This is a genomic window from Nocardiopsis sp. CNT312 (assembly GCF_000515115.1).
Lineage (GTDB): Bacteria > Actinomycetota > Actinomycetes > Streptosporangiales > Streptosporangiaceae > Nocardiopsis.
This window is the reverse complement of sequence record NZ_AZXF01000018.1, coordinates 31505-50612: the sequence shown is the minus strand read 5'-3', so window position 1 is coordinate 50612 and position 19108 is coordinate 31505. Positions and strand designations below refer to the sequence as shown.

Below are 19108 nucleotides of genomic sequence, written 5' to 3'. Positions count from 1 at the left end.
GCCGCCCGGACCTGGTAGTGCCGGGCGGTGTGCCGCAGAGGGCGTTCTCGTGGAAATGATCATCGTTCTCATAACGTACGTGCACGGAGCCCGGCACCTCCACGCGGGGGAGCCGCCGCGGACGGGGTGGCCCCCGCTGTCAGGGGTGGGTGTGGTGCGCGTGCACGCCGCGGACGTCCCACTGCGGGAACGGGTCCGGCAGCGCCTCCCATGGGGACGCGAGCTCGGCGTCGGTGAGCAGGCAGGCGCGCAGGGCCTCCTCCAGGTCCGGTCCGCGCAGGGCGGTGCCGATGAACACCAGCTCCTGGCGGGGCTCCACCGGCTCGGTGTCGGCCACGTCCTCGGGGGCGTACCCCAGGGCCGCGCCGTCCGCGGGGTCCCACACCCCGGCCGGTTCGAACCGGCCCACCGGTCCGGCCTGGGACCACAGGCCGGTGGTGCGCGGACGAGTCGCCAGCCAGAAGAAGCCCTTGGTGCGCAGCACGGTGCCGTACCGGTCACCGTCGAACCCGGTTCCGATGAGCTTCCACAGGCGTTCGGGGTGGAAGGGCCGGTCGGCCCGGAACACCAGACTGGAGATCCCGTACTCCTCGGTCTCGGGGACGTGGTCGCCATTGAGCTCGGCCACCCAACCCGGCGCGCGCGAAGCGCGTTCGAGGTCGAACAGGTCCGCGCCGATCAGTTCGGCGGGATCGACGCGCCCATGGGCGATACGCAGGACGCGGGCGAGCGGGTTCAGACGACGTACCGCGGCCTCCACACGGTCGGCGTGCTCGGCGGTGACCAGGTCGGTCTTGGTGATGAGTAGGACGTCGGCGAACTCGACCTGGTCGACGAGCAGATCGCTGACGGTGCGCTCGTCGTCCTCGTAGGCGTCCAGGCCGCGGTCGGCGAGGTCGTCGCCGCGGTGGAGTTCGGCGAGGAAGTTCGCGGAGTCCACCAACGACACCATCGTGTCCAGCCTGGCCCCCTCCAGCAGCGGCCGTCCGTCGTCCCCGGGGACGGCGAAGGTCGCGGCGACGGGCATGGGCTCGGAGATCCCGCTGGACTCGATGATCAGGTGGTCGAACCGGCCCTGTTCGGCCAGGTGGGCGACCTCCTCGAGCAGGTCGTCGCGCAGGGTGCAGCAGATGCAGCCGTTGGTCATCTCCACCAGGCGCTCGTCGGTACGCGACAGGTGCCCGTCGCCCCGGATCAGCTCGGCGTCGATGTTGATCTCGCTCATGTCGTTGACGATCACCGCCACCCGAGAGCCGTCCAGGTTCTTCAACAGGTGGTTGAGCAGGGTGGTCTTGCCCGCGCCCAGGAAACCGGACAGTACGGTCACGGGCAGGTCGGTCAGTGCGCTCATGGATCAGTTCCCCCGGAGGATCGTATGCAGGCCCGTAGCGGTGGAGGGGTGGTGCGGTCGCCGTGCTCGGCCGCGGGATGGCCCGAGCTCAGGCGCCAAGGTTGAAAACGAAAATCATTTTCAACCTTAGCATTCGATCCCGCCCCGGGGGGCGGTGCGAAAAGGCCGCCGCACGGCGGGCCGGCCGCCGTCGGGCAGTGCCCCGGGGCACTGGGGAGAACCACGGTTGCTTCGTGTAGCGACGGTGACCAGGGGCGTGGACACGGGAGGGCTGGTGTGTGTCGGGACCGCCTCCCGCCACGCCCGTGCGGCGGGTGACTGTCGCAGGCGGCGTTGGGCCCGGTGGGCGTGGGGCCGACGCAGAGGCAGGGTAAATGACGGGAGCGCAACGCATGGCTTGTGGTGCGGGATTCCGGGTGGGCCCGTCGGCACGGGCGGGGGCACAGGATCCCGGAGCTCTCGCGAGGCAGACCCATACGGGCTGGTCTTGGGTGGTGCCGTGGAGTTCGAGGACCTGGTCCGGATCGGTGTGGGCTCTGCGGCCTGACGCAAGGTTCTTCCACACAGCAGTGGTCAGCGCCTTGCGGACGGTATCCGTCAAAGCCCCAGCACGACCGGTGCGGGCGCGGCGGGCCTCCTCTCCGAAAGCCACGCCCCGCACGTAGCGCACCCGGTTCTTCACCGTCCGGTGGCCATGGGCATGGTTGGCCAACTCCGCAAGTGAGACCTGGTGGGCGTCCAGATCGGTGACGGCGAAGACCACCCCGCGGCCGACCTTGCCGAGGCCGGGCTTTGGCCCTTCCTGGCGCCGGCCCCGCGCCGGGTCTTGCCGCCAGCGGCATGAGCGGTGTGGCGGGGCATCCGGTAGGGGGTCGGTGCCGTTGCTGGTGGTGGGCGCGGCGGTGTTCGCGTTCGGGTGCCCCGGCAGGGGTGCGTGCCGGATCGCCTTCGGGTGGGGTGTGGGTGTTCAGGTATGCGAGGTCGGCGCGGGTGGGCTGGGCGGGGTCCAGACGAGTGAGGAGGTTGCGCCGGGTGTGCTCGTCGGGGATGTGGATCTGCTTGGTGAAGGGGCGCGGGGGCAGGCCCAATGCGAGGAGGACACGCTCAGGTGCGTTGTGGGCCCATGCGATGGGGGCGCAGGTGCTGTCGTGACCGGCGCTGGTCAGGGCGCACACGCACAGGGCCAGCAGGGCGGGCGGGCTGTATCGGCGCCCGCGTGGGGCTCTGGGGTCGTTGATGGCGGCCAGGTGGTCCCTCAGGTGGGGGTGGGTTCGCCTGCGGGGGTGAGTGGTCGCGACGGTGGGGTTGAGGTCACGCACGGAGGACGAGAGGGTGACACAGCGGGCATGCGGTCTTACGGATCGGGTTTCCTCGGCAACTCTCTCCTTCAGGCGCATGCCCGTTTTTGCATGTCAGGGCTTGGTCATATCTCTACAGGCCCCGTTGGACCCGGTGCTTGTGTGTTCCCCGGCAAAACATGAGAACTCCGGGAACCTGGGGGTTTCCGGAAGGCTTTGGTGTGTTGGGTGCTGTTGGAACTCATCAACATTCCAGCCCCGGTGAAGGACCGACCGCTGCTGGAACACATCGATAGCCGCTCTCGTCAGACATCGACATAGCTATCGGTCGCTGCCGCTCCCAACTGGAAACCGATTCCCCGGGCGGTGACGATCCAATTCTTGTCGCCGAGTTTTCTGCGTATGCTGCTCACATGCGTGTCAATGGTGCGCTGAGACCAATCCCCTCCCCAGACCTGGTCCATGATATACTTCCTGGACACCACCTGGTCCGGCTGGGAAGCGAGGATGTGTAACAGGTCGAATTCCTTCCTGGTGAGCTTGATCGATTTTCCTGACAGGTGGACTCTCCGGGTTGCCGGGTCTATCCTTAATGGCCCGTGGGAAACGATGTCGATCCCGGGGCCGTACTGTTTCTTGGTCCGGCGCATCACCGCCTCTACCCGCGCGATGAGCTCGTGCACGGAGTACGGCTTGGACATATAGTCGTCGGCCCCTGCGCGTAGGCCGAGGACGCGGTCCAGTTCGGTGCAACGCGAGCTGACGACGATAACGGGAACGCAACTGGCGGCGCGCAACAGTCGGCAGACCTCCAGACCGTCCAGATCCGGCAGGTCCAGGTCGAGGAGTACCAGGTCGGATTCTTTGTAGGTGTTCAGCGCGGCACGTCCCCCGCCCACGGTACGAGTTCTGTGGCCGTGGCGCAGTAGGCAGTCGGTGAGTTTTCGCGCTTCGGATTCTTTGTTCTCCACCACGAGTATCCGCCAGGAGTCCGACGGCCGTGTGTCGTCGATCTGTGGCGTCGTGTCCGACGGTGCCTTGTGCAACCACAACCCCATGATCCTCGCCCTAGATCTGGTCTGTGCCGTATGTCCGGTTCCGCAGGTCGTCCGCTGGCGTGGAAAGGCCTGCTCCGGGTAGTGTTCGAGGTAGGTGATCCATTTGCTCGCATCGGTTCGAGGTCCACCATGCATATCTGCAGAGTACTCTGGCTACTCTCATGTAAGTGAGAATGGCCAAAAGCGGACATGAACTTTTCGGGGCGAGGGTGGGTATGGTAGTGGGGCGATCAGCCTGGCGTCGAAAAAATTGTTTCCCGCGCGCCTTTTATTCGCAGGTCAAATCGTCTCTTTACGTTCCTCTCGGTATTTATTTTAGATCTGTTGGCGAAAATTTCGTTTCATGGAGGCGGGGTCGCCGGAGGGCCCCCGGGCCCGGCGGCGTACCGGGTCCGGGGGCCGCCAGGAGGGGTCAGGGCGCCATGCCCGGCCGCTGGGCCGGGAAGGCATGGCGTCGGCCGACGACCACGACGATCAGCACCGGGACCAGGAGCAGCAGGACGCTCCATGGGAAGGATCTCGGACCGAACACCTCCAGGAGAATGCCGCCGACGGCGCCTCCCGCGGCCATGAACCCGTTCCAGGTGGTGACCAGCAGGGCCTGCGCGGCGTCGCCCCCCGCGTCCGTCACTGCGGTCTGCATGAGCGTGGTGATACCGCCCCAGCCCAGCCCCCACAGGGCCGCCGCGAGCAAGACGAGCGGCCCGCTCTCGGCGAACACCGCCAACAGGGTCGTTCCCACCGCGAACAGGACGGTGCTGGCGATGGTCAGCATACGCAGCCGCCGGTCCACCTGGGCGCCCACCACGAGGATGCTCACCATGGAGGCGATGCCGAAGATCAGCAGGACAAGGCTGATGGACCCACCCATGTCGTATTCGATGAGGAACGTCGCGATATAGGTGTAGAGGATGTTGTGGGCCAGGACGTAGGCCGCGACTACGAACAGGACCGCGATGACCCCGGGGCTGGTGAAGGCGCGCATCACGGACGCCTGCGCGGTCCCTCGGCGGCCCCTGTGGTCGGGGACCGATGCCAGGACCCAGGCCAGGAGGACCACGCCCAGCAGGGTGACCAGGAGGAACGTCGTCCGCCAGTCGAAGATCCCGCTGAGGAAGGTGCCCACCGGGATGCCCAGGGACAGGGCGAGGGGGACGCCGCCCATGGTGACCGCGATCGCCCGCCCCTGGAGGTGGGGGGGCGCAAGGCGGCGGGCGTACTCCACCAGGAGCGCCCAGATCAGGCCGGCTGCCACACCGCCCAGGAACCGGAACACCATGGTCAGCAGGTAGTCGGGAGAGATCGCGGTGACCAGGTTCGACAGCGCGATCACGGCGATCGCTCCCAGGAGCAGGGGTTTGCGCCGCCAGGTCGCCGTCAGTGCGAACAGGGGGATGGCCGTGACCGCGGAGGCGATCGCGTAGACGGTGAGGGCCTGGCCCATCGCGGACTCGCTGACCGCCAGGCTCGCGCTCATCTCGGGCAGCATCCCTGCCGGGAGGGCCTCGGTCAGGATGCCGACGAAGGCGGCCGTGGCCAGGGCCAGCAGGGCCACCCAGGGGAACTTGCTCTCCTCGCCCTTGGCAGGCGGGGAGGCCACGTTTTCTACCGGAGGAGTGGACATAGTCTGTATCCTCAAACCCTTCCATAGGTGTGAAGGTCAATCGCCATTTTTGTGAGGTGAGACACGTGCGCATAGGCGAACTGTCGAAACGCACAGGGGTGTCCCCGCGGCTGCTGCGCTACTACGAGGAACAGGGGCTGATCGGCGCCAAACGCTCCCCCAACGGCTACCGGGACTACGACGAGCGCTACGTGGACCGCGTCCACCAGGTCCGGGGGCTGCTCGACTCCGGTCTGTCGACCCGGATCATCAAGCAACTGCTCCCGTGCCTGGACCGGCCGGACGCCATCTATGTCTCCGACGCCACGCCCGAGACGATTGCGGTGCTCGAACGCGAGCGCGAACGCATGGACGAGCGCATCCGGTGCATGGTCCGCAACAGGGAGGCCATCACCGACTACCTCGCCCGGGTACGCCGCGGCGGGGACGCCCCCGCGGAGGAGGCGGACCCCACCGGGGAGGCGGCTCCCGCGGGGGCCAGTGCACCGGTCGCGGCCGGCGGCTGAGGCCGGTGGCGCCGCCGACCGGTCGGCCCGGGGTCAGTCTGCCGGGACGGCGTACCGCACAGGGTTGGCCAGTTCGACGCCGTGGCTGTCCACGCACAGGACCAGCCGGTCACCGTCCCCGATCCGGAACCCGTCGTGGTAACTGGCCTTGTCCGCACCCAGGAACAGGTAGTTCACCAGACCCGGACGGCGCAGTAGCGGGTAGGAGAACAAGTACTCCGCCATGTCGGGGATCCGCTGGAAGAGGGAGTCCGCACCGCATGAGAAACCGCCCTCCCAGGCGGTCTCCCCGTTCCGCTCGATGACCACCCGTCCGGTCACCGTCTCCGGTGGCTCGCCCAGGAACAGCCAGGGGGCGATCGAGGTCTCGCACAGCTTGGCGTAGGGGGTCCAGGCCCACGGCTTCTCCAAGTGGAGGCCGATGTCGTTCAGGTCGTTGCCGAACCCGTACCCCGTGTAGTGCGGTCGGCCCTCGTCGTCGTTGACGTAGACCAGCACGATTTCCGGCTCTTCCAGCAGCCAGACCGGGTTCGCCGGGGTGACCAGGGGTTCCTCGGGCAGGCGCAGCCAGGACCCCAGGCCCTTGATGTAGTAGTTCGGCGGGGTGAACTCCTCGTTCGGCTCGGGGGCCCGGTCGAACTTGGACCGGTGCGTCCCCATGAACCCGTTGATCAGGGAGTTGTTGGCGTCCGCGGGGAGCAGGGGCGGCAGGAAGCGCAGCCCGGGGTCGTCGGTGGCCACCGAGAGCGTCTCGGGGCCTTCGGTGACGGCGGCTATCACCGCCGCGGCCTCCGCCCCGGTCCCGGCGGCGGAGAGGAAGACGTTGCGGAGGCGGTCGCCGTCCGCCGCGTACAGGGTGAGCGTGCCGTCGGACGGCAGCCCCACACCCGCGTATCGGCGGCCTTTGTAGATGGATTCGAAGAAGATGGACATGATGGCGGTGTGCCTCCTTGGTGACGGGGGTGGACATGCGTGTCCGGCGGGGTGCAGGGCGGTGGGCCCGGCAGGGTTTTCGGCGGGGTGCCCGGCGTGCATCCCGCGCGGTGGTCACGGTCGCGCGAGATCGGCCAGGACCTCGGTGACGCGGTCCAGGGACTCTTCGATCCAGGGGAGACGCAGGGGGTCGGGGGTGTTCAGGGCGGTGAGGCGTTCGGACTCGCCCGCGCCGTACAGGCGGCCGGTGGACACCCGCATCCGCAGGGCACGCGCTGGCTCTCCGAAGGCACTTCCGGGAAGCAGCCCCACCCCGTACCTCTGGACGAGGTGGTCGGCCAGCTCCGCAGCCCCGCGCACACCGTGGGCGCGGGCCAGGACTTCCCGCAGCGGCTCGAAATCGGGGTAGAGGTAGCAGGTCGCCCGCACTGGTGCCGTCACGGCGCCGATCCCGGAGAAGCGTTCGGCCGCCGCGCGGGCCACGGCCCCGTGCAGGCGCCGACTCGCGGCGACGCGCTCCACCACGTCCCGGGGCTCGGAGAAGGCGTAGGAGGCCGCGGCCTGGACGGGGGCCGCAGCGGTCGACCAGACCTGCCCGGCGATGCCCAGTAGCCGCGCGCGCACCCGATGCCCGAGCGCCCCCTCGGGGAGCCGGGCCACCCCCAGCCGCCACCCTCCGAGGGCGAGGTTCTTGGCCGGGCCGGTGGTGACTGCGGTCCGCTCCGGTGCGAACACCGCCGGGGAGACAACGGGTGTGTCGGGGGAGAAGACCAGGTCGCGGTAGATCTCGTCGGAGATGATGAACAGGTCGAGGCTGCGGGCGGCCTCGGCCAGCTCCCGGACGGTCTCGGGTGCGGCGACGTTCCCGGTGGGGTTGTCCGGCAGCGTGACCACCACCGCCCGCGGGTCGCGGCCGGCCGCGCGGGCCGTGGCCACCGCCTCGTGCAGCAGGTCCGGTGCGGGGACCCCGCCCTGCCCTGGCGGGGTCGGGACAGGGATGGCGCGTCCACCTCCGAGCGCCGCTTGGGCCGCGTAGCTGACCCAGCCGGGCTGGGGGATCACCACGTCTCCGCCGACGGCGAGGATCAGCCCGAACAGCAGCGGTTTGCTCCCCGGGCCGGACACGACGAGGTCGGGGTCGGTGTCCAGCCCCCGCCGCCGCCAGTACCCGGCGACTGCGGCGCGCAGTTCGGCGCTGCCCGCCACCGGCCCGTAGGCGTTGCGGTCTGCGGCGGCGGCGAGCAGTTCCCGGAGCCGGGGCAGGACGGGCAGCCCGATCTCACCGCCGGCCAGGGAGAGTACCGTTTCTCCGGCCGCCTCCCGGCGGGCCAGAGCCTCGTCGGCGGCGAGGGTAGCGGACAGGGGCACCGGTGTGGATACCGGCATAGTCTCCTCCAGGGGCGGGGTCGCGGGGGCGGGGTGGGTGACGGGATCGCCCGGGTCAAGGGTGGCGTTCGGATGGCGGAGAGGGGCCGTCCCCGGCCAGGCATTCGCGCAGCTCGGCCTTGCGCACCTTGCCCGTGAGGGTGGTGGGCAGGGACGCGACGACCGCCAGGCGTTCAGGGAGGAACCGGGCTTCCTGGCCCGCCCCGAGCAGGTGAGCGCGCATCTCGCCGAGGGTGGGCGCGTCCCCGTTACGGGGGACGACCGCCGCGGTGATCGGCCCGGCACCCCCGTCCGGGGGGCCCACCAGGGCAGCCTGGGCCACCCGAGGGTGCCGGGCCAGGAGTGCTTCGATCTCGGCCACCGGGGCCGGGACGCCGTCGCGCACGATGGCGTCCCGGCCCCGCCCCAGAACGCGGATGCCGCCTCGGCCGTCCTCGCGGGCCAGGTCGCCGGTGTCGAACCAGCCGTCCGCGCCGATCTCGGCGACGAACTCCTTCTGCCTGCCGTGGTAGCCGAGCGCTCGCGAGGCCCCGCGCACCCGCAGGCGCCCCACCGGGGCCCTGCGGCCGGGGTCGTCGCACCGGTCGACGCGGATCTCCGCGGCGTCGATCGGCCGCCCGTGGCTGTGCGCCGACCAGTCCTGGTCGTAGTCCAGCCGACTGATGGTGACGGGGCCGAACTCCGACATCCCCCAGACCGAGTAGGTGGAGGTCCCGAAGGCGGCGCGCAGCTCGTCCACCAGCCCCTGGAGCACGGGGGCGGCACCAGTGACCGTGTACCGCAGGGCGGACACGTCGCGCGGTTCGGCCCGCTGCGCGGCGGCGATCCCGGACAGGGTGGGCGGGGGCCCGTACAGCAGCGTGGCGCGGTACCGCTCGACCAGGTCCAGCAGACCGGCGTGGTCCCGCTCCTCCTGGAAGAGGACTGTGCCGCCGAGCATGACACCGGCCAGGACGCCCTGGCCGAACCCGGAGTAGTGCACCAGCGGGGTGGTTACCGCGGCGACGAGGTCGTCGCGGAGCAGGAAGGCGTCCGTGTATCCGCGGACGCCCGCGTGCACCGTGTTCTGGCTGTGCACCACGCCCTTGGAGAAGCCGGTGGTCCCGGAGGTGAACAGGATGACGAACGGTTCGTCGGGGGTGAGCGCCAGGTCCACGGAAAGGCCAGGGCGCCGCTCCTCCCAGTGCGCGGCGACGAAGTGCTCGTGGAAGCCGACCGTCCCCGTTGGGACGGGGCCGTCGACTACCATCACGTGCTCGGCGTCGGCCGACGGGCTCCCGTCTGGCTCCGGAACGGTGATGTACACCCGGGCCCCGGTGATGTCGAGCCGGTGACGCAGTTCCTTTCCGTCGCAGGAGGGCGCGATGGGGCAGAGGACGGCGCCGACCGCCGCGGTGGCGAACAGCAGCGGCACCATCTCCCACCTGTCGGGCAGCCGGACGGCGACGACGTCGCCCCGCCGCACGCCCAGTTCCAGGAGAGCCCCGGCGAACCGGTCGGTCAGCCGCTCCAGGTCCGCGTAGGTGAGGACGTCGGTGCGGGCCGGGCCGCCGCGGCGGGCCGCCACGGCGGTCCGTCGCGGGCGCTCGCGGGCTTGGCGGCGCAGGTCGTCCAGGAAGGTCGTGTTCCGCCACCACCCCCGCCGCCGGTACTCCGCCGCACGCTCCGGGGATACCGCCGCGTTCGAGACCGCCGTGGCGGATCCGGGCTCGGTCACCGAGGTCATCGGAGCTCCTCCCGGCGGGCGGCCAGCAGCTGGGGGAGGGGATCGCCTGACCGCGCGGCCGCGATGTCGAGCAGATCCCGGGTGTTGTGCCGCACACGGTCGCCGACCCAGTCGAACACCCACGCCTTGCGGGCCTGCGCTTCCAGGTCGAAGGGCACACGCCGGGTGACCGCCAGGGCGGCGGAGGCCGCACCGCCGACGTTGGCGATCACCCCCGGCACCAGGAGGGCACCCGAGGCGGCCACCTTCTCCCGTGCCTCGTCGCTGGAACTGATGTTGCCGCCCTCCACGACCAGCCCGGCCCGCAGGCGGTGCGCGTTCTCGGCGTTGAGCGCGTGCTTCTGCGCCGCCAGCACCAGCAGGTCGGCGTCCACGTCGAGCCAGGCGTCCGGCCCGTCGGACACGGAGACGTCCAGGGGCAGGCGTGAGCGGTCGATCCTCCCGAAACCGTCGGTGACGTCCACGAGGTCGACCACGGGGAGCCGCTCCGCGCTGACGGTCCCCTGAATGTCGGCTACGCCCACGATGACGTGCCCGCGCTCCTCCAGGAACCCGGCGACGGCGCGTCCCACAGCACCGAAGCCCTGGATCACGACACGCGCCGGCCCGCTGTGCCGGGCCTCCCAGGCCGTGACGGCGGCCACGCCGACCCCGTGTCCGGTGCAGTCGATCAGCGGTTCGTAGTAGGTGCGCCAGTCGATGGGCATGTCGGGGACACCCGGCCGGTGGCGCGGGTCGTACCCGGCCTCGGCGAAGAAGACGGCCCGGTCGGCGGGGGTGACCCCCATGTCGATTCCGAGATGGACGCCGCCATGCAGCAGGGGCTTCACAGTTCGGCCAAAGGTGCGGAAGGTCTCCTCGCGGTCGCTCTCCGAGGCCACGATCCCGGCCTTGGCGCCGCCGATGCGCAGCCCGGCGAGCGTGAACTTGTGGGTCATGTCGCGGGCCAGGCCGCGTACCTCCTCCTCAGTGACACCCGTGGTCATACGGGTACCGCCCATCGCCAGGCCGTCGACGAGGGAGTCGACGACGACCCAGCCCTTGAGGGGGCCGCCGCTGCCCTTGAGATGGGCGACGAACGCGGGTTCGGGGTTGTCCAGATCGGTCATGGTCCAGTCCTCGGGTGGTAGGGGGCGGGTTCTGTCGGGCCGTCGCGCCGGCCTCACTGGTACAGCTGCGCGAAGCCCCGCAGGATCTCCAGGCCGTCGCGGCGGAACTCCAGGTGTGCCTGTGCGCCGAAGATCCGCCCGTCGTTGGAGCGCAGGAACTCCACGGGCGCGTGCTCGGAGCGGCCGATGGATTGGAAGCCCTCCGGTGCCTTGCGGACGTAGAGGGTGTGGCGTTGGAAGACCGTCACCGTCCGGTCCACGTACCGGAAGATCGGTTCCTCCGTGTCGACCTGGGCTTCGTGACCGCCGACCCGCTGCGGCCCCTCCTCCAGGAGCCCGCCGGCGGCGACCGCGAGGGTCTGCATGCCACCGCAGATGCCGAACACCGGGACGTTGGTACTCATGACGAGGTCGACGAGGGGTCTGTAGTAGTTCTGGTCATAGGCCCGGACTTTGGTGCCGCTCAGGACGATCGCCTGGTGGCGGCCGTCGGTCCGCCGCGGCACGGAGGCCGCGTCGACCGTCTCAGTGTCCGAGCCCAGCGACTCGAACCGCCGACGGAGCTGTTTCAGGGAGAGGGTTCCGTTGTTGACGACGAGTACTCGGGGACGCACCACGGGAAGGGCTCCTCAGGTTCGTGTGATCACGGTGCCGGTCCGGCCGGAGAGCAGGTCCGGGACGGGGGCGCTGCCGATGACGACCCGCTCCACGCCCCGGTCCAGGGCCTCGCCCGCCGCCCGGAGCTTCTTGCGCATGCCCCCGGTGGCGCCCCGGTCGCGGAACTCGGCCGCGGACCGCGCCGTGATTCGGTGCACTGGCTCACCGTCCACCAACAGGTGGGTGACGTCGGTGACCAGGATCAGATCCGCGGCGCCCACCGCGCCCGCGAGGGCGGCGGCAGCCCGGTCCGCGTCGGTGTTGACCTCCTGGCCCGCGTCGTTGCGGGCCAGGGGGGTGACCAGGTGGGCGTGGCCCGGGCGCAGGTCCTTGAGCGGGGCGGGTTCCACGCTGGTGATCGGGCCGACCAGGTTCTCCATCTCGACGAGCTGCCGGCCCCGCCACCACCAGCGCTCCCCGGGGCCCGCGCTGACCAGGCCGTCGCTGCCCAGGTGCCGCTCCGCGGAGATCCCGTTCCGGTGGAGGCGGTCCAGGACCTCCTCGCCCAGCCGGGCGCTGATGGTCTTGATGTCCTCGATGACCTCGGGTGTGGTCCAGCGGCTCTGGTTGCCGTAGCGGTCGCGCAGGATCGCGGACGGCTCGCTGTACTGCGGTCGCAGTCTCCGGAGCGGCTTGGACCAGCCGTGGACCAGGACCAGCGGGTGTTCCCGCCCGTAGGCGGTCAGGGACTCCCACCAGGCGTCGTCGAAGTCCTCGATGCCGCTGCCGCCCAGCTTCACCACGGTCGGTGCGGTGTGCGCGCTCACGCCGGCACCATGGGCTGCATCGACAACCCCGTCTCCTCCGGGAGCGAATAGCGCAGGTTGAGTGCCTGGACGGCTTGCCCAGCGGCCCCCTTCACGAGGTTGTCGAGGGCGGCCAGGACGACGATGCGCCCCCCGTCCGGGTCGTGCAGGGCCGTCACGTCGCAGTAGTTGGAGCCGAGGGTGGCTTGCGGGTCGGGGACCGGGATGAGGGTCTCGGTGTGGCGGCGCACCCGCACGAAGGGGTGCCCGCGGTAGAAGCGCAGGTACGTCCGCTGGAGCGCGGAACCATCCACCTCGTCATCGGTGAAGGCGTAGGCGCTGGCGAGCAGCCCGCGCACGTGCGACACCCCGTAGGCCGACATGGTCAGCGAACCGACCGAGCCGGGGCGACCGCGTTCCAGGAAGTCGCCGACCTCAGCGGCGTGCCGGTGCCCGGTCGGCGCGTAGGGCGCGATCGCGCCGTTGCGGAAGGGGTGCAGGTCCGGAACGCGCATCTGGAGGCCGCCGCCGCTGGACCCGCTCTTGCCGTCCACCACCACGGTCCTCAGGTTCAGGCCCAGGCCCAGTACCAGCGGGGCGAGTCCCAGGGTCATGGCGGTGGCGTAGCAGCCGGGGACCGAGATCAACGGGGCGCCGACCAGGCGGTCGCCCACGAGTTCGGGCACCCCGTAGACGAAGCGCTCGGCCAACCCGGGCTGCCGGTCGACCTTGGGGTACCAGCGTTCGTGCAGGTCGGGGGTGTGGATACGGAAGGCGCCGCTCAGGTCGGCCACGCACTCGACACGGTCGGCCAGCTCCTCGGCGAGCCGGGCCGACACCGGGGCAGGGGTGGCCAGGAACACCGCGTCGCAGCGTTTGGCGATGGTGTCGGCCACGACCGGCTCTACGGTCAGGCCCAGGTCGAGACGGAGCCCTGGGTGCAGGTGGACCGGGCGCCGCCCGACGCTGGAGTCACCGCCCAGGTAGGTGAGTTCGAGCTCGGGGTGCTGGAGGACAAGTTTGATCAGTTCGCCGCCGGCCAGCCCGGAGGCACCGACGATGCCCACCCGGGTCATCCCAGGACCTCCTGCACGTACCGCAGGACGGAGGAGGCGATGTCGGCCTCCGTGGTCGAGTCAACCCCGCGCCAGGCCGGGGCGTGGTTAACCTCGTTGACGAGGTAGCCGTCGGGGGTCCGGAAGAGGTCGACCCCGTAGATCCCGGGGCCGAGCAGGTCCACGACCCCGTCCACGACCTTGCGGACCTCCGGATCCTGGCCCAGAGCCCGGCTCCGGTTGCCCAGGGCCGCGTTGCTGCGCCAGTCGGTCCCCGCGCTCTCGAACTCGGCTGCGGCGGCGATCTCCCTGCCGATGACGAGGCAGCGGACGGACCCGCCGCCCAGGTACTCCTCAGCCAGGCACGCCTGCTCGAAGGCGTGGCCCAGGTCCTCGACATAGTCGTAGAGGGAGTGCGCGAGGTCGGGGTCGCGGACGAGCGCCACGCGCTTGCCCATGCCTCCGTGGACCGGCTTGAGCACCAGGGGCGCGCCGAGTTCCTCCAAGGCTCGCCCGTAGTCCTTGCGGGACAGGACCAGTCGGAAGTCCGGGACGGGGATCTCGGCGGCTCGCAGGACCGCGCGCAGGGCCAGCTTGTTCTCGCAGGTGTGGATGGCCGAGGCCGTGTTGAGGACCCGTGCACCGTCGGCCTCGGCGAGGGTAGCGGCCAGCCCGCCGCGGGTGTAGCTGCGGCTGCGGATGAGGAGCAGATCGTGGTCCCGGACGGCCGGGGCATCCCGGTGGCCCAGCCCCAGGGACTCGTCGTTGACCCACTCCGCATCGATCCCGGCGGCGGGGGCTGCCTCGATCAGGCGGCGCTCCTCCCAGCCCAGGCGGTCCGCAACGATAGCAATTCGATGTTTCATTTCCTACTGTCCCCAATCGCGGAGTTGGACCTCGACCATTTCGAGGTCGAGTCGCTCGCCGTCGATGTCCTCGACGCGGAGCGTGAGCATGCATTCGGGGCAGGAAAGGGTTTCTCCCCGGACGATCGGCGGAACGGTCAGATCCGTTTCGCATTCGGGGCAGGTGCCGGTGAGGGTGGCGGGCATGGGAGAACTCCGTACTCTGGGTATTTTGGCGTGGGAATATGTTTTCCGAGAGGTGCGCTCAGGCGGCCTGGAAATCGATGGCGGCCTTGCGGATGGCGTCCTGGTCCAGGAGCGGGCGGCCTTCCCGTTCCTGTCGGTCGGCCAGCCATGAGGTGAAGGAAGCGGTGTCGACGGAGACACCGGAGTCGGCGAGCGCCCACTTCACGAGCGCGGGGGTCAGGCGGGTGCGTACGCTGAGCCGGCGGGTGTTCCCCACCAGCTCGGCGGGGAGCGTCTCGTAGGCCGCCGGGTTGTTCAGCTGCCCGGGGAGCTCGTAGGCGAAGGCGTGCGGGGTGGTCGGCCCCGACTGGAAGGCGCCGCCCAGGCCCGAGCCCCGGAGCGCGACGCGCGACAGCTCGGTCAGGTGTGAGAGGTCGAACCGGGTGTCGTCGTGGACGACCCGCAGGGCGGTGAGGAGCTCGGCCAGGGGCGCGTTTCCGCCCCGCTCGCCGATCCCCCCGACCGTCGCCGAGATCCAGCGCGCCCCCGCGCGCAGGGCTGCGAGGGAGTTCGCGACCGCCATGCCCAGCATGTTGTGGGAGTGGATCTCGATCTCCGCGCCGTCGATCGCGGAGATGTCGGCGACCACCTCCTCCATCTGCCAGGGCGACAGGTAGGCGACGGTCTCGGCCAGCCGGAACCGGTCCGCTCCGGCGGCGAAACCCGCCGTGACGTAGGGGACGAGCCGCTCCCGGGGGGTGCGCGCACCGTCCTCGCCGCTGAAGGTGACGTGGAAGCCGCGGTCCTTGGCCTGGGCGATCGCCGACCGGGCGAGGGCCGTCAGGAACTTGGCGCTGGGGGAGCCGAGCTTGAGCGCGGCGTGCTGCTCCGAGGTGGGGATGGAGTACATGATGTGGCGCACGCCCAGGCGCTCGGCCTCGTCCAGCGCGGTGGCGACCTGCTTGCGGTCCCGCACGACCACGAGCGTCATGCTGCGCTCGGGGCTCACGGCCTCGTGGGTGGCGAGGATGAGGTCGGCGTCCTTGGAGCCGGGGCCCGACACCATGCCCACCTCGACGAGGTCGACGCCGGTCCGTACGAGCAGGTCGGCGATGACCGCGGCGTCGCCGGGGCCGAATTCGACGCCTGCCATGTGCGCGGAGTCCCTCAGGGTCGCGTCCGACAGGTGTGGCGGTTCCGGGACGGAGGATTCACGGGGAAATTTTTCCATGGTGTTTGCTCTCCTTTCTTTTTCCTCAAATAGTGGTCGTCGGAGATTCCGGCTGTCGAATGCGGTGTCCGACGAGCCGAGGAACATGGTTGTCGGTGCGCGGCGGTGCGGGCAATGCCTGGAGTGTCAAATCCATGAAAAGTAACTTCATGTGGTGTCAGGGAAATATGTCTGTTTAAATTTTCGGACAGGGTTGTGCGGTGCTCCCCTCAGGCACCGGTGTCCAGCGGTGGTGGTCGGATACTTTGCTCGGGTCCGTTCCCGGGCGCGGTGGAATCGGGTGATCGCGATTGCCCCCGGCCCGGGAGCCGTCACCCTTCTTCGCGTCGGTCCGGTGCGCCCGAAGCACCGGACCGGAACCCGCGGGGGAGGAGGAAGGAGATCCGATGACGCTTCTGGACGCCCCCGTCGACACCGGTACCGGCACCGTCGGTGCGGAACCGCTACTGGCCGAGGGGGCCCGACGACTGGCGGACCGGGTGGTACGGCCGAGCGCCGCCCCACGCGATCGCGACCGCGGGTGGGACCCCGAACTCTTCTCGGAACTGGCAGGAGGAGGCCCCGGGCCGGGGCTGGCCGGGCCGCTCGTACCGCTTACACGGGGTGGCGGGGGCCTGTCCGCCACGCAGACCTGTGCCCTGCTCGAAGGCCTGGGAGAGGGCTCCCGGGACCCGGGCCTGGCACTGGCCGTGGTGGTGCACGCCGTTCTCGTCACAGTCCCGCTCCGGGCCTTCGGCACCGAGACGATCAAACTTGACTACCTGCCTCGGATGGCGTCGGGGGAGTGGGTGGGCGGCCTGTCCCTGCGACAGACCCAGGGCACGGCCCAGGCGCCCGCCGCCGTCGCCGCCCGGCCGGTCCCCGGCGGCTGGCTGCTCCGGGGGGAACTGGACCTGGTCGCGGGTGCCCCGGTGGCCCACCACCTCCTGGTCGTCGCCGCGCTCGACGGCGGCGGTCGCACGGCGTTCGTCGTGGACCGGGAGGCGGACGGGCTGGAGGTAGGGGAGGGGGAGCCGACCGCCATGCGCACCTGCCCTTGGGGGCGGGTCGTCCTCAATGATTGCTTCGCTCCCGACCGCGCGGTTCTGGGCACGGTCGGCGGCGCTGCGGACGAGGTGGAGCCGCTGCTGGCGGTGCTGGACTGGACCTTCACCAGTGCCCCGTGGATCGGCGTCATGCGTGCTCTCGCCCGGGAGGCCGTCGGCACCGCCCGCGAACGCCGACTCTTCGGCCGGCCCCTGGCGCACGACCAGACTGTCCGGTTCACCCTGGCGGACCTGTCCATCCGTGTCGAACTCGCCTCGGAGGTGGTGCGCCGGGCGGCGGCCGGGTTCGACGCCGCCGATCGGCCCTCCCGCCGGGACGCCGCGTCCGCGCGCCTGTTCGCGGCGTCCGCAGCCCGGGATATCGCCGAACGCGCGGCGCACCTGTCCGGCCCGTTCGCCCCCAGCGGCGACGACCTGGCCGGGCGCGCCCACCGCGACGCACTGTTCTTCTCCGCGACCGGGGGCGGCACCGAGGTGCTCAGGCCCGTGATCGCGGCCTCCCTCCTGGAACTGGGGTGAACATGACGACCGGAACCGAACCGATCCGCCCGCCGCTCGACACAGTGTGGAGCTTCCCTGGCATCGCGTCCCGGGCCTCACGCACCGATGAGGAGGGGAGGATGCCGCCGCAGAACTGGACGGAGATCGTCGAGAGCGGATACCTGCGGCTGTTCCATCCCGAGGCGGTCGGCGGCACCGGCGGGAGCCCCGCCACCCAGGCAGCGGCGCTGGAGGCGCTGGCACGGGCCTGCCCGGGCACCTACTGGACGGCGACCGTGTCGGCGCTGCTGTGCGCCAAGCTGATCTTCACCTACGGGGGCACCGAACGGCACGGGGACCTGGTCCGCTCCCTGGTGGAGGGGCGCAGGCTGGCCGCGTTCGCGGTGGTCGAGACGGAGGCCGGCAGTGACGCCTCCACGTTCCGGAGCGCCGTGCGCCCGGCTGACACGCCCGGGGGCGGATTCTACATCAGCGGGGAGAAGTCCCGTATCTCCAACGCGCCGGTCGCCGACGTGGCTGTGACCCTGGCTCGACGGGAGAAGCCGCCGGGGGACGACGGGCCGGATTGGTGCCTGGCCTTCGTGGACCTGCGCCAGCCCGGCGTCCGCCGCTACGACATCCCGCACATGGGGCTGCGGGGGATGCCCTGGGGCGGCATCGTCTTCACAGACGCGCACGTCGACGCGGCCGACGTCGTCCCGGTGCCCTTCGAGGAACTGGCCGAGGGGATGGCCTGGGGGTGGCTGAAGACCTCGTTCTCGGCCATCGCCATCGCAGAGTCGGCGCTGGCCGCGTCGGTGCGGCATGCCAAGGAGCGGGTCTCGTTCGGCCGTCCGCTGGCGCACATGGAGGGGGTGCAGGCCCAGCTCGCCGAGTCCCGTGCCCAGATCGACGCGGCCCGGCTGCTCGCCCGCCGGGCCCTGCACGAGCGTGTCGCGGGCCGTTCGGCCCGGGACCTGATCGCCAAGCTCAAGATCTATGCCACAGAGATGGCGGTCGGGGTGGTGGTGCGCGCTGTCCAAATCCACGGCGCGGCCGGTGTCACCAAGGGGCACGAGGTGGAGCGCCTGTACCGGGACGCCGAAATGAACGTCATCGGCGGGTTCACCTCCAACCGGCTGCGCGAGCAGGTCGCCGAGTCGACAGGTCTAGGCCCGGCGGTCTACGCGGAGTTCGACTGGGTGACACCCGCTGGCCTCGGCCGTGACCCCTCCGGTCTCGACGGCCCCTGACCCCCGCCGCCCCGGCCGCCGCGGTCGGCGAGCACTCCCGCCGGTACCACCGCCGCGAGACCGGTCGGCGGCAGCAGGTGGCGGCTCCGGGAGCGGGTGCCGCCGAGGGCCGGGCGCGGACACCGCCGTCCCCATCACCACCGTTCCGGCGGGCGGTCGGCCCCGGCGGGGCTCGTCGTGCAGCCCGTCCAGGCACCGGGCGATGAACCGGGCCCGCCAACGGTTCACGGTTCCCCCATCCACGCCCAGGTCGGCCTTGGGTCGGCCGATGCGGGCGGTATCGGCTAGCCCGGCCAAGCGCTGGGCGGCGAACCTGCGGCGTCACTTGGACGCCGTGGTGGAGGTGACGCCGACCGCTTGTGCGGCTTCTGCGTTGGACAGCCCTTCAGCGCACGCCATGATGATGCGGTCCCGTTCGGCCGGGTGCTGATCCGGTGAGGCGGCCCGGCGCTCCGGTTCAGCGCGTTCATCGGCCGATAGCGTGATCGGTATGGGGGGAAGGGCCTGGGACGACATACCAACAAGGGAGCAACTAACACGCGGTATTTCAAGCGCAAAGCACTTGGATCAGCGCCAACTGAGCCGCCATGTCCCCGGAGCGCTGGGGCTCTCAGCCGC

The 19108-nt window shown here is 70.6% G+C and carries 17 protein-coding genes; 3 read left to right on the top strand and 14 right to left on the bottom strand.

Annotation, left to right across the window (positions count from 1 at the left end; genetic code table 11):
• Positions 1–139 precede the first annotated feature (139 nt).
• From B042_RS0108885 to B042_RS0108875, 4 genes are all read right to left on the bottom strand, one after another.
• Positions 140–1351: a GTP-binding protein gene (locus tag B042_RS0108885; protein ID WP_028647995.1), complete on the bottom strand. Its 1212-nt coding sequence runs from the start codon at positions 1349–1351 to the stop codon at positions 140–142.
• Positions 1348–2748 (bottom strand): transposase family protein, encoded by a 1401-nt coding sequence (locus B042_RS27035; protein WP_081748689.1) that lies wholly within the window; start codon positions 2746–2748, stop codon positions 1348–1350. The genes B042_RS0108885 and B042_RS27035 overlap by 4 nt, the downstream gene beginning before the upstream one ends.
• A 206-nt stretch (positions 2749–2954) precedes the next feature.
• A complete protein-coding gene (locus B042_RS22480) occupies positions 2955–3701 on the bottom strand; it encodes a response regulator transcription factor (protein ID WP_231493885.1) in 747 nt (248 codons plus the stop codon).
• Positions 3702–4119: 418 nt separating this feature from the next.
• A complete protein-coding gene (locus B042_RS0108875; protein ID WP_028647994.1) occupies positions 4120–5331 on the bottom strand; it encodes an MFS transporter in 1212 nt (403 codons plus the stop codon).
• A gap of 65 nt (positions 5332–5396) precedes the next feature.
• Between B042_RS0108875 and B042_RS22475 the strand changes: the two genes are divergently transcribed.
• Entirely contained in the window at positions 5397–5837 is a 441-nt protein-coding gene (locus B042_RS22475; RefSeq protein WP_036554365.1) for a MerR family transcriptional regulator, read from the top strand.
• Between the two features lie 33 nt (positions 5838–5870).
• Here the strand turns inward: B042_RS22475 and B042_RS0108865 are convergent, their stop codons facing one another.
• The 10 genes from B042_RS0108865 to B042_RS0108820 all read right to left on the bottom strand — a co-directional run bounded on the left by B042_RS0108865 (position 5871) and on the right by B042_RS0108820 (position 15711).
• Positions 5871–6770 carry a hypothetical protein gene (locus tag B042_RS0108865; RefSeq protein WP_028647993.1) on the bottom strand — a complete coding sequence of 300 codons (900 nt, stop codon included), beginning with the start codon at positions 6768–6770 and terminating at the stop codon, positions 5871–5873.
• A 114-nt stretch (positions 6771–6884) separates the two neighbouring features.
• Complete coding sequence (locus tag B042_RS0108860; RefSeq protein ID WP_197024224.1) at positions 6885–8156, bottom strand: pyridoxal phosphate-dependent aminotransferase; 1272 nt, start codon at positions 8154–8156, stop codon at positions 6885–6887.
• Between the two features lie 55 nt (positions 8157–8211).
• The gene (locus tag B042_RS22470; protein ID WP_036554363.1) at positions 8212–9882 is read right to left on the bottom strand and encodes an AMP-binding protein; all 1671 of its coding nucleotides are present in this window, start codon (positions 9880–9882) and stop codon (positions 8212–8214) included.
• The gene (locus tag B042_RS0108850) at positions 9879–10991 is read right to left on the bottom strand and encodes a Glu/Leu/Phe/Val dehydrogenase dimerization domain-containing protein (RefSeq protein WP_036554361.1); all 1113 of its coding nucleotides are present in this window, start codon (positions 10989–10991) and stop codon (positions 9879–9881) included. The genes B042_RS22470 and B042_RS0108850 overlap by 4 nt, the downstream gene beginning before the upstream one ends.
• Positions 10992–11044: 53 nt before the next feature.
• Entirely contained in the window at positions 11045–11608 is a 564-nt protein-coding gene (locus B042_RS0108845) for a gamma-glutamyl-gamma-aminobutyrate hydrolase family protein (protein ID WP_028647990.1), read from the bottom strand.
• Positions 11609–11620: 12 nt separating this feature from the next.
• A complete protein-coding gene (locus B042_RS0108840) occupies positions 11621–12415 on the bottom strand; it encodes an acetylglutamate kinase (protein WP_028647989.1) in 795 nt (264 codons plus the stop codon).
• The gene (argC, locus tag B042_RS0108835) at positions 12412–13470 is read right to left on the bottom strand and encodes an N-acetyl-gamma-glutamyl-phosphate reductase (RefSeq protein WP_028647988.1); all 1059 of its coding nucleotides are present in this window, start codon (positions 13468–13470) and stop codon (positions 12412–12414) included. Before argC ends, B042_RS0108840 begins: the two co-directional genes overlap by 4 nt.
• On the bottom strand, positions 13467–14315 hold the full coding sequence (locus tag B042_RS0108830; protein WP_028647987.1) for a RimK family alpha-L-glutamate ligase: 849 nt from the start codon (positions 14313–14315) through the stop codon (positions 13467–13469). The genes argC and B042_RS0108830 overlap by 4 nt, the downstream gene beginning before the upstream one ends.
• A 3-nt stretch (positions 14316–14318) precedes the next feature.
• The gene (locus tag B042_RS0108825) at positions 14319–14501 is read right to left on the bottom strand and encodes a hypothetical protein (protein WP_028647986.1); all 183 of its coding nucleotides are present in this window, start codon (positions 14499–14501) and stop codon (positions 14319–14321) included.
• 58 nt (positions 14502–14559) lie between these two features.
• Positions 14560–15711 carry a LeuA family protein gene (locus B042_RS0108820; RefSeq protein ID WP_081748681.1) on the bottom strand — a complete coding sequence of 384 codons (1152 nt, stop codon included), beginning with the start codon at positions 15709–15711 and terminating at the stop codon, positions 14560–14562.
• 386 nt (positions 15712–16097) lie between these two features.
• Here B042_RS0108820 and B042_RS0108815 point away from each other — a divergent pair, with 386 nt between their 5' ends.
• Together B042_RS0108815 and B042_RS0108810 are read left to right on the top strand one after the other, a co-directional pair.
• Positions 16098–17276: an acyl-CoA dehydrogenase family protein gene (locus B042_RS0108815; RefSeq protein WP_028647984.1), complete on the top strand. Its 1179-nt coding sequence runs from the start codon at positions 16098–16100 to the stop codon at positions 17274–17276.
• A gap of 2 nt (positions 17277–17278) precedes the next feature.
• Positions 17279–18490, top strand: coding sequence for an acyl-CoA dehydrogenase family protein (locus B042_RS0108810; protein WP_036554358.1), 1212 nt, complete (start codon positions 17279–17281; stop codon positions 18488–18490).
• Positions 18491–19108: the final 618 nt, after the last annotated feature.

Coding starts and splice junctions, on each gene's coding strand:
- B042_RS0108820 (WP_081748681.1), bottom strand. CDS start 15,711: ATGGAAAAATTTCCCCGTGAATCCTCCGTCCCGGAACCGCCACACCTG.
- B042_RS0108825 (WP_028647986.1), bottom strand. CDS start 14,501: ATGCCCGCCACCCTCACCGGCACCTGCCCCGAATGCGAAACGGATCTG.
- B042_RS0108810 (WP_036554358.1), top strand. CDS start 17,279: ATGACGACCGGAACCGAACCGATCCGCCCGCCGCTCGACACAGTGTGG.
- B042_RS0108815 (WP_028647984.1), top strand. CDS start 16,098: ATGACGCTTCTGGACGCCCCCGTCGACACCGGTACCGGCACCGTCGGT.
- B042_RS0108865 (WP_028647993.1), bottom strand. CDS start 6,770: ATGTCCATCTTCTTCGAATCCATCTACAAAGGCCGCCGATACGCGGGT.
- B042_RS0108850 (WP_036554361.1), bottom strand. CDS start 10,991: ATGACCGATCTGGACAACCCCGAACCCGCGTTCGTCGCCCATCTCAAG.
- B042_RS0108860 (WP_197024224.1), bottom strand. CDS start 8,156: ATGCCGGTATCCACACCGGTGCCCCTGTCCGCTACCCTCGCCGCCGAC.
- argC (WP_028647988.1), bottom strand. CDS start 13,470: ATGACCCGGGTGGGCATCGTCGGTGCCTCCGGGCTGGCCGGCGGCGAA.
- B042_RS0108885 (WP_028647995.1), bottom strand. CDS start 1,351: ATGAGCGCACTGACCGACCTGCCCGTGACCGTACTGTCCGGTTTCCTG.
- B042_RS22470 (WP_036554363.1), bottom strand. CDS start 9,882: ATGACCTCGGTGACCGAGCCCGGATCCGCCACGGCGGTCTCGAACGCG.
- B042_RS27035 (WP_081748689.1), bottom strand. CDS start 2,748: ATGCGCCTGAAGGAGAGAGTTGCCGAGGAAACCCGATCCGTAAGACCG.
- B042_RS0108830 (WP_028647987.1), bottom strand. CDS start 14,315: ATGAAACATCGAATTGCTATCGTTGCGGACCGCCTGGGCTGGGAGGAG.
- B042_RS0108875 (WP_028647994.1), bottom strand. CDS start 5,331: ATGTCCACTCCTCCGGTAGAAAACGTGGCCTCCCCGCCTGCCAAGGGC.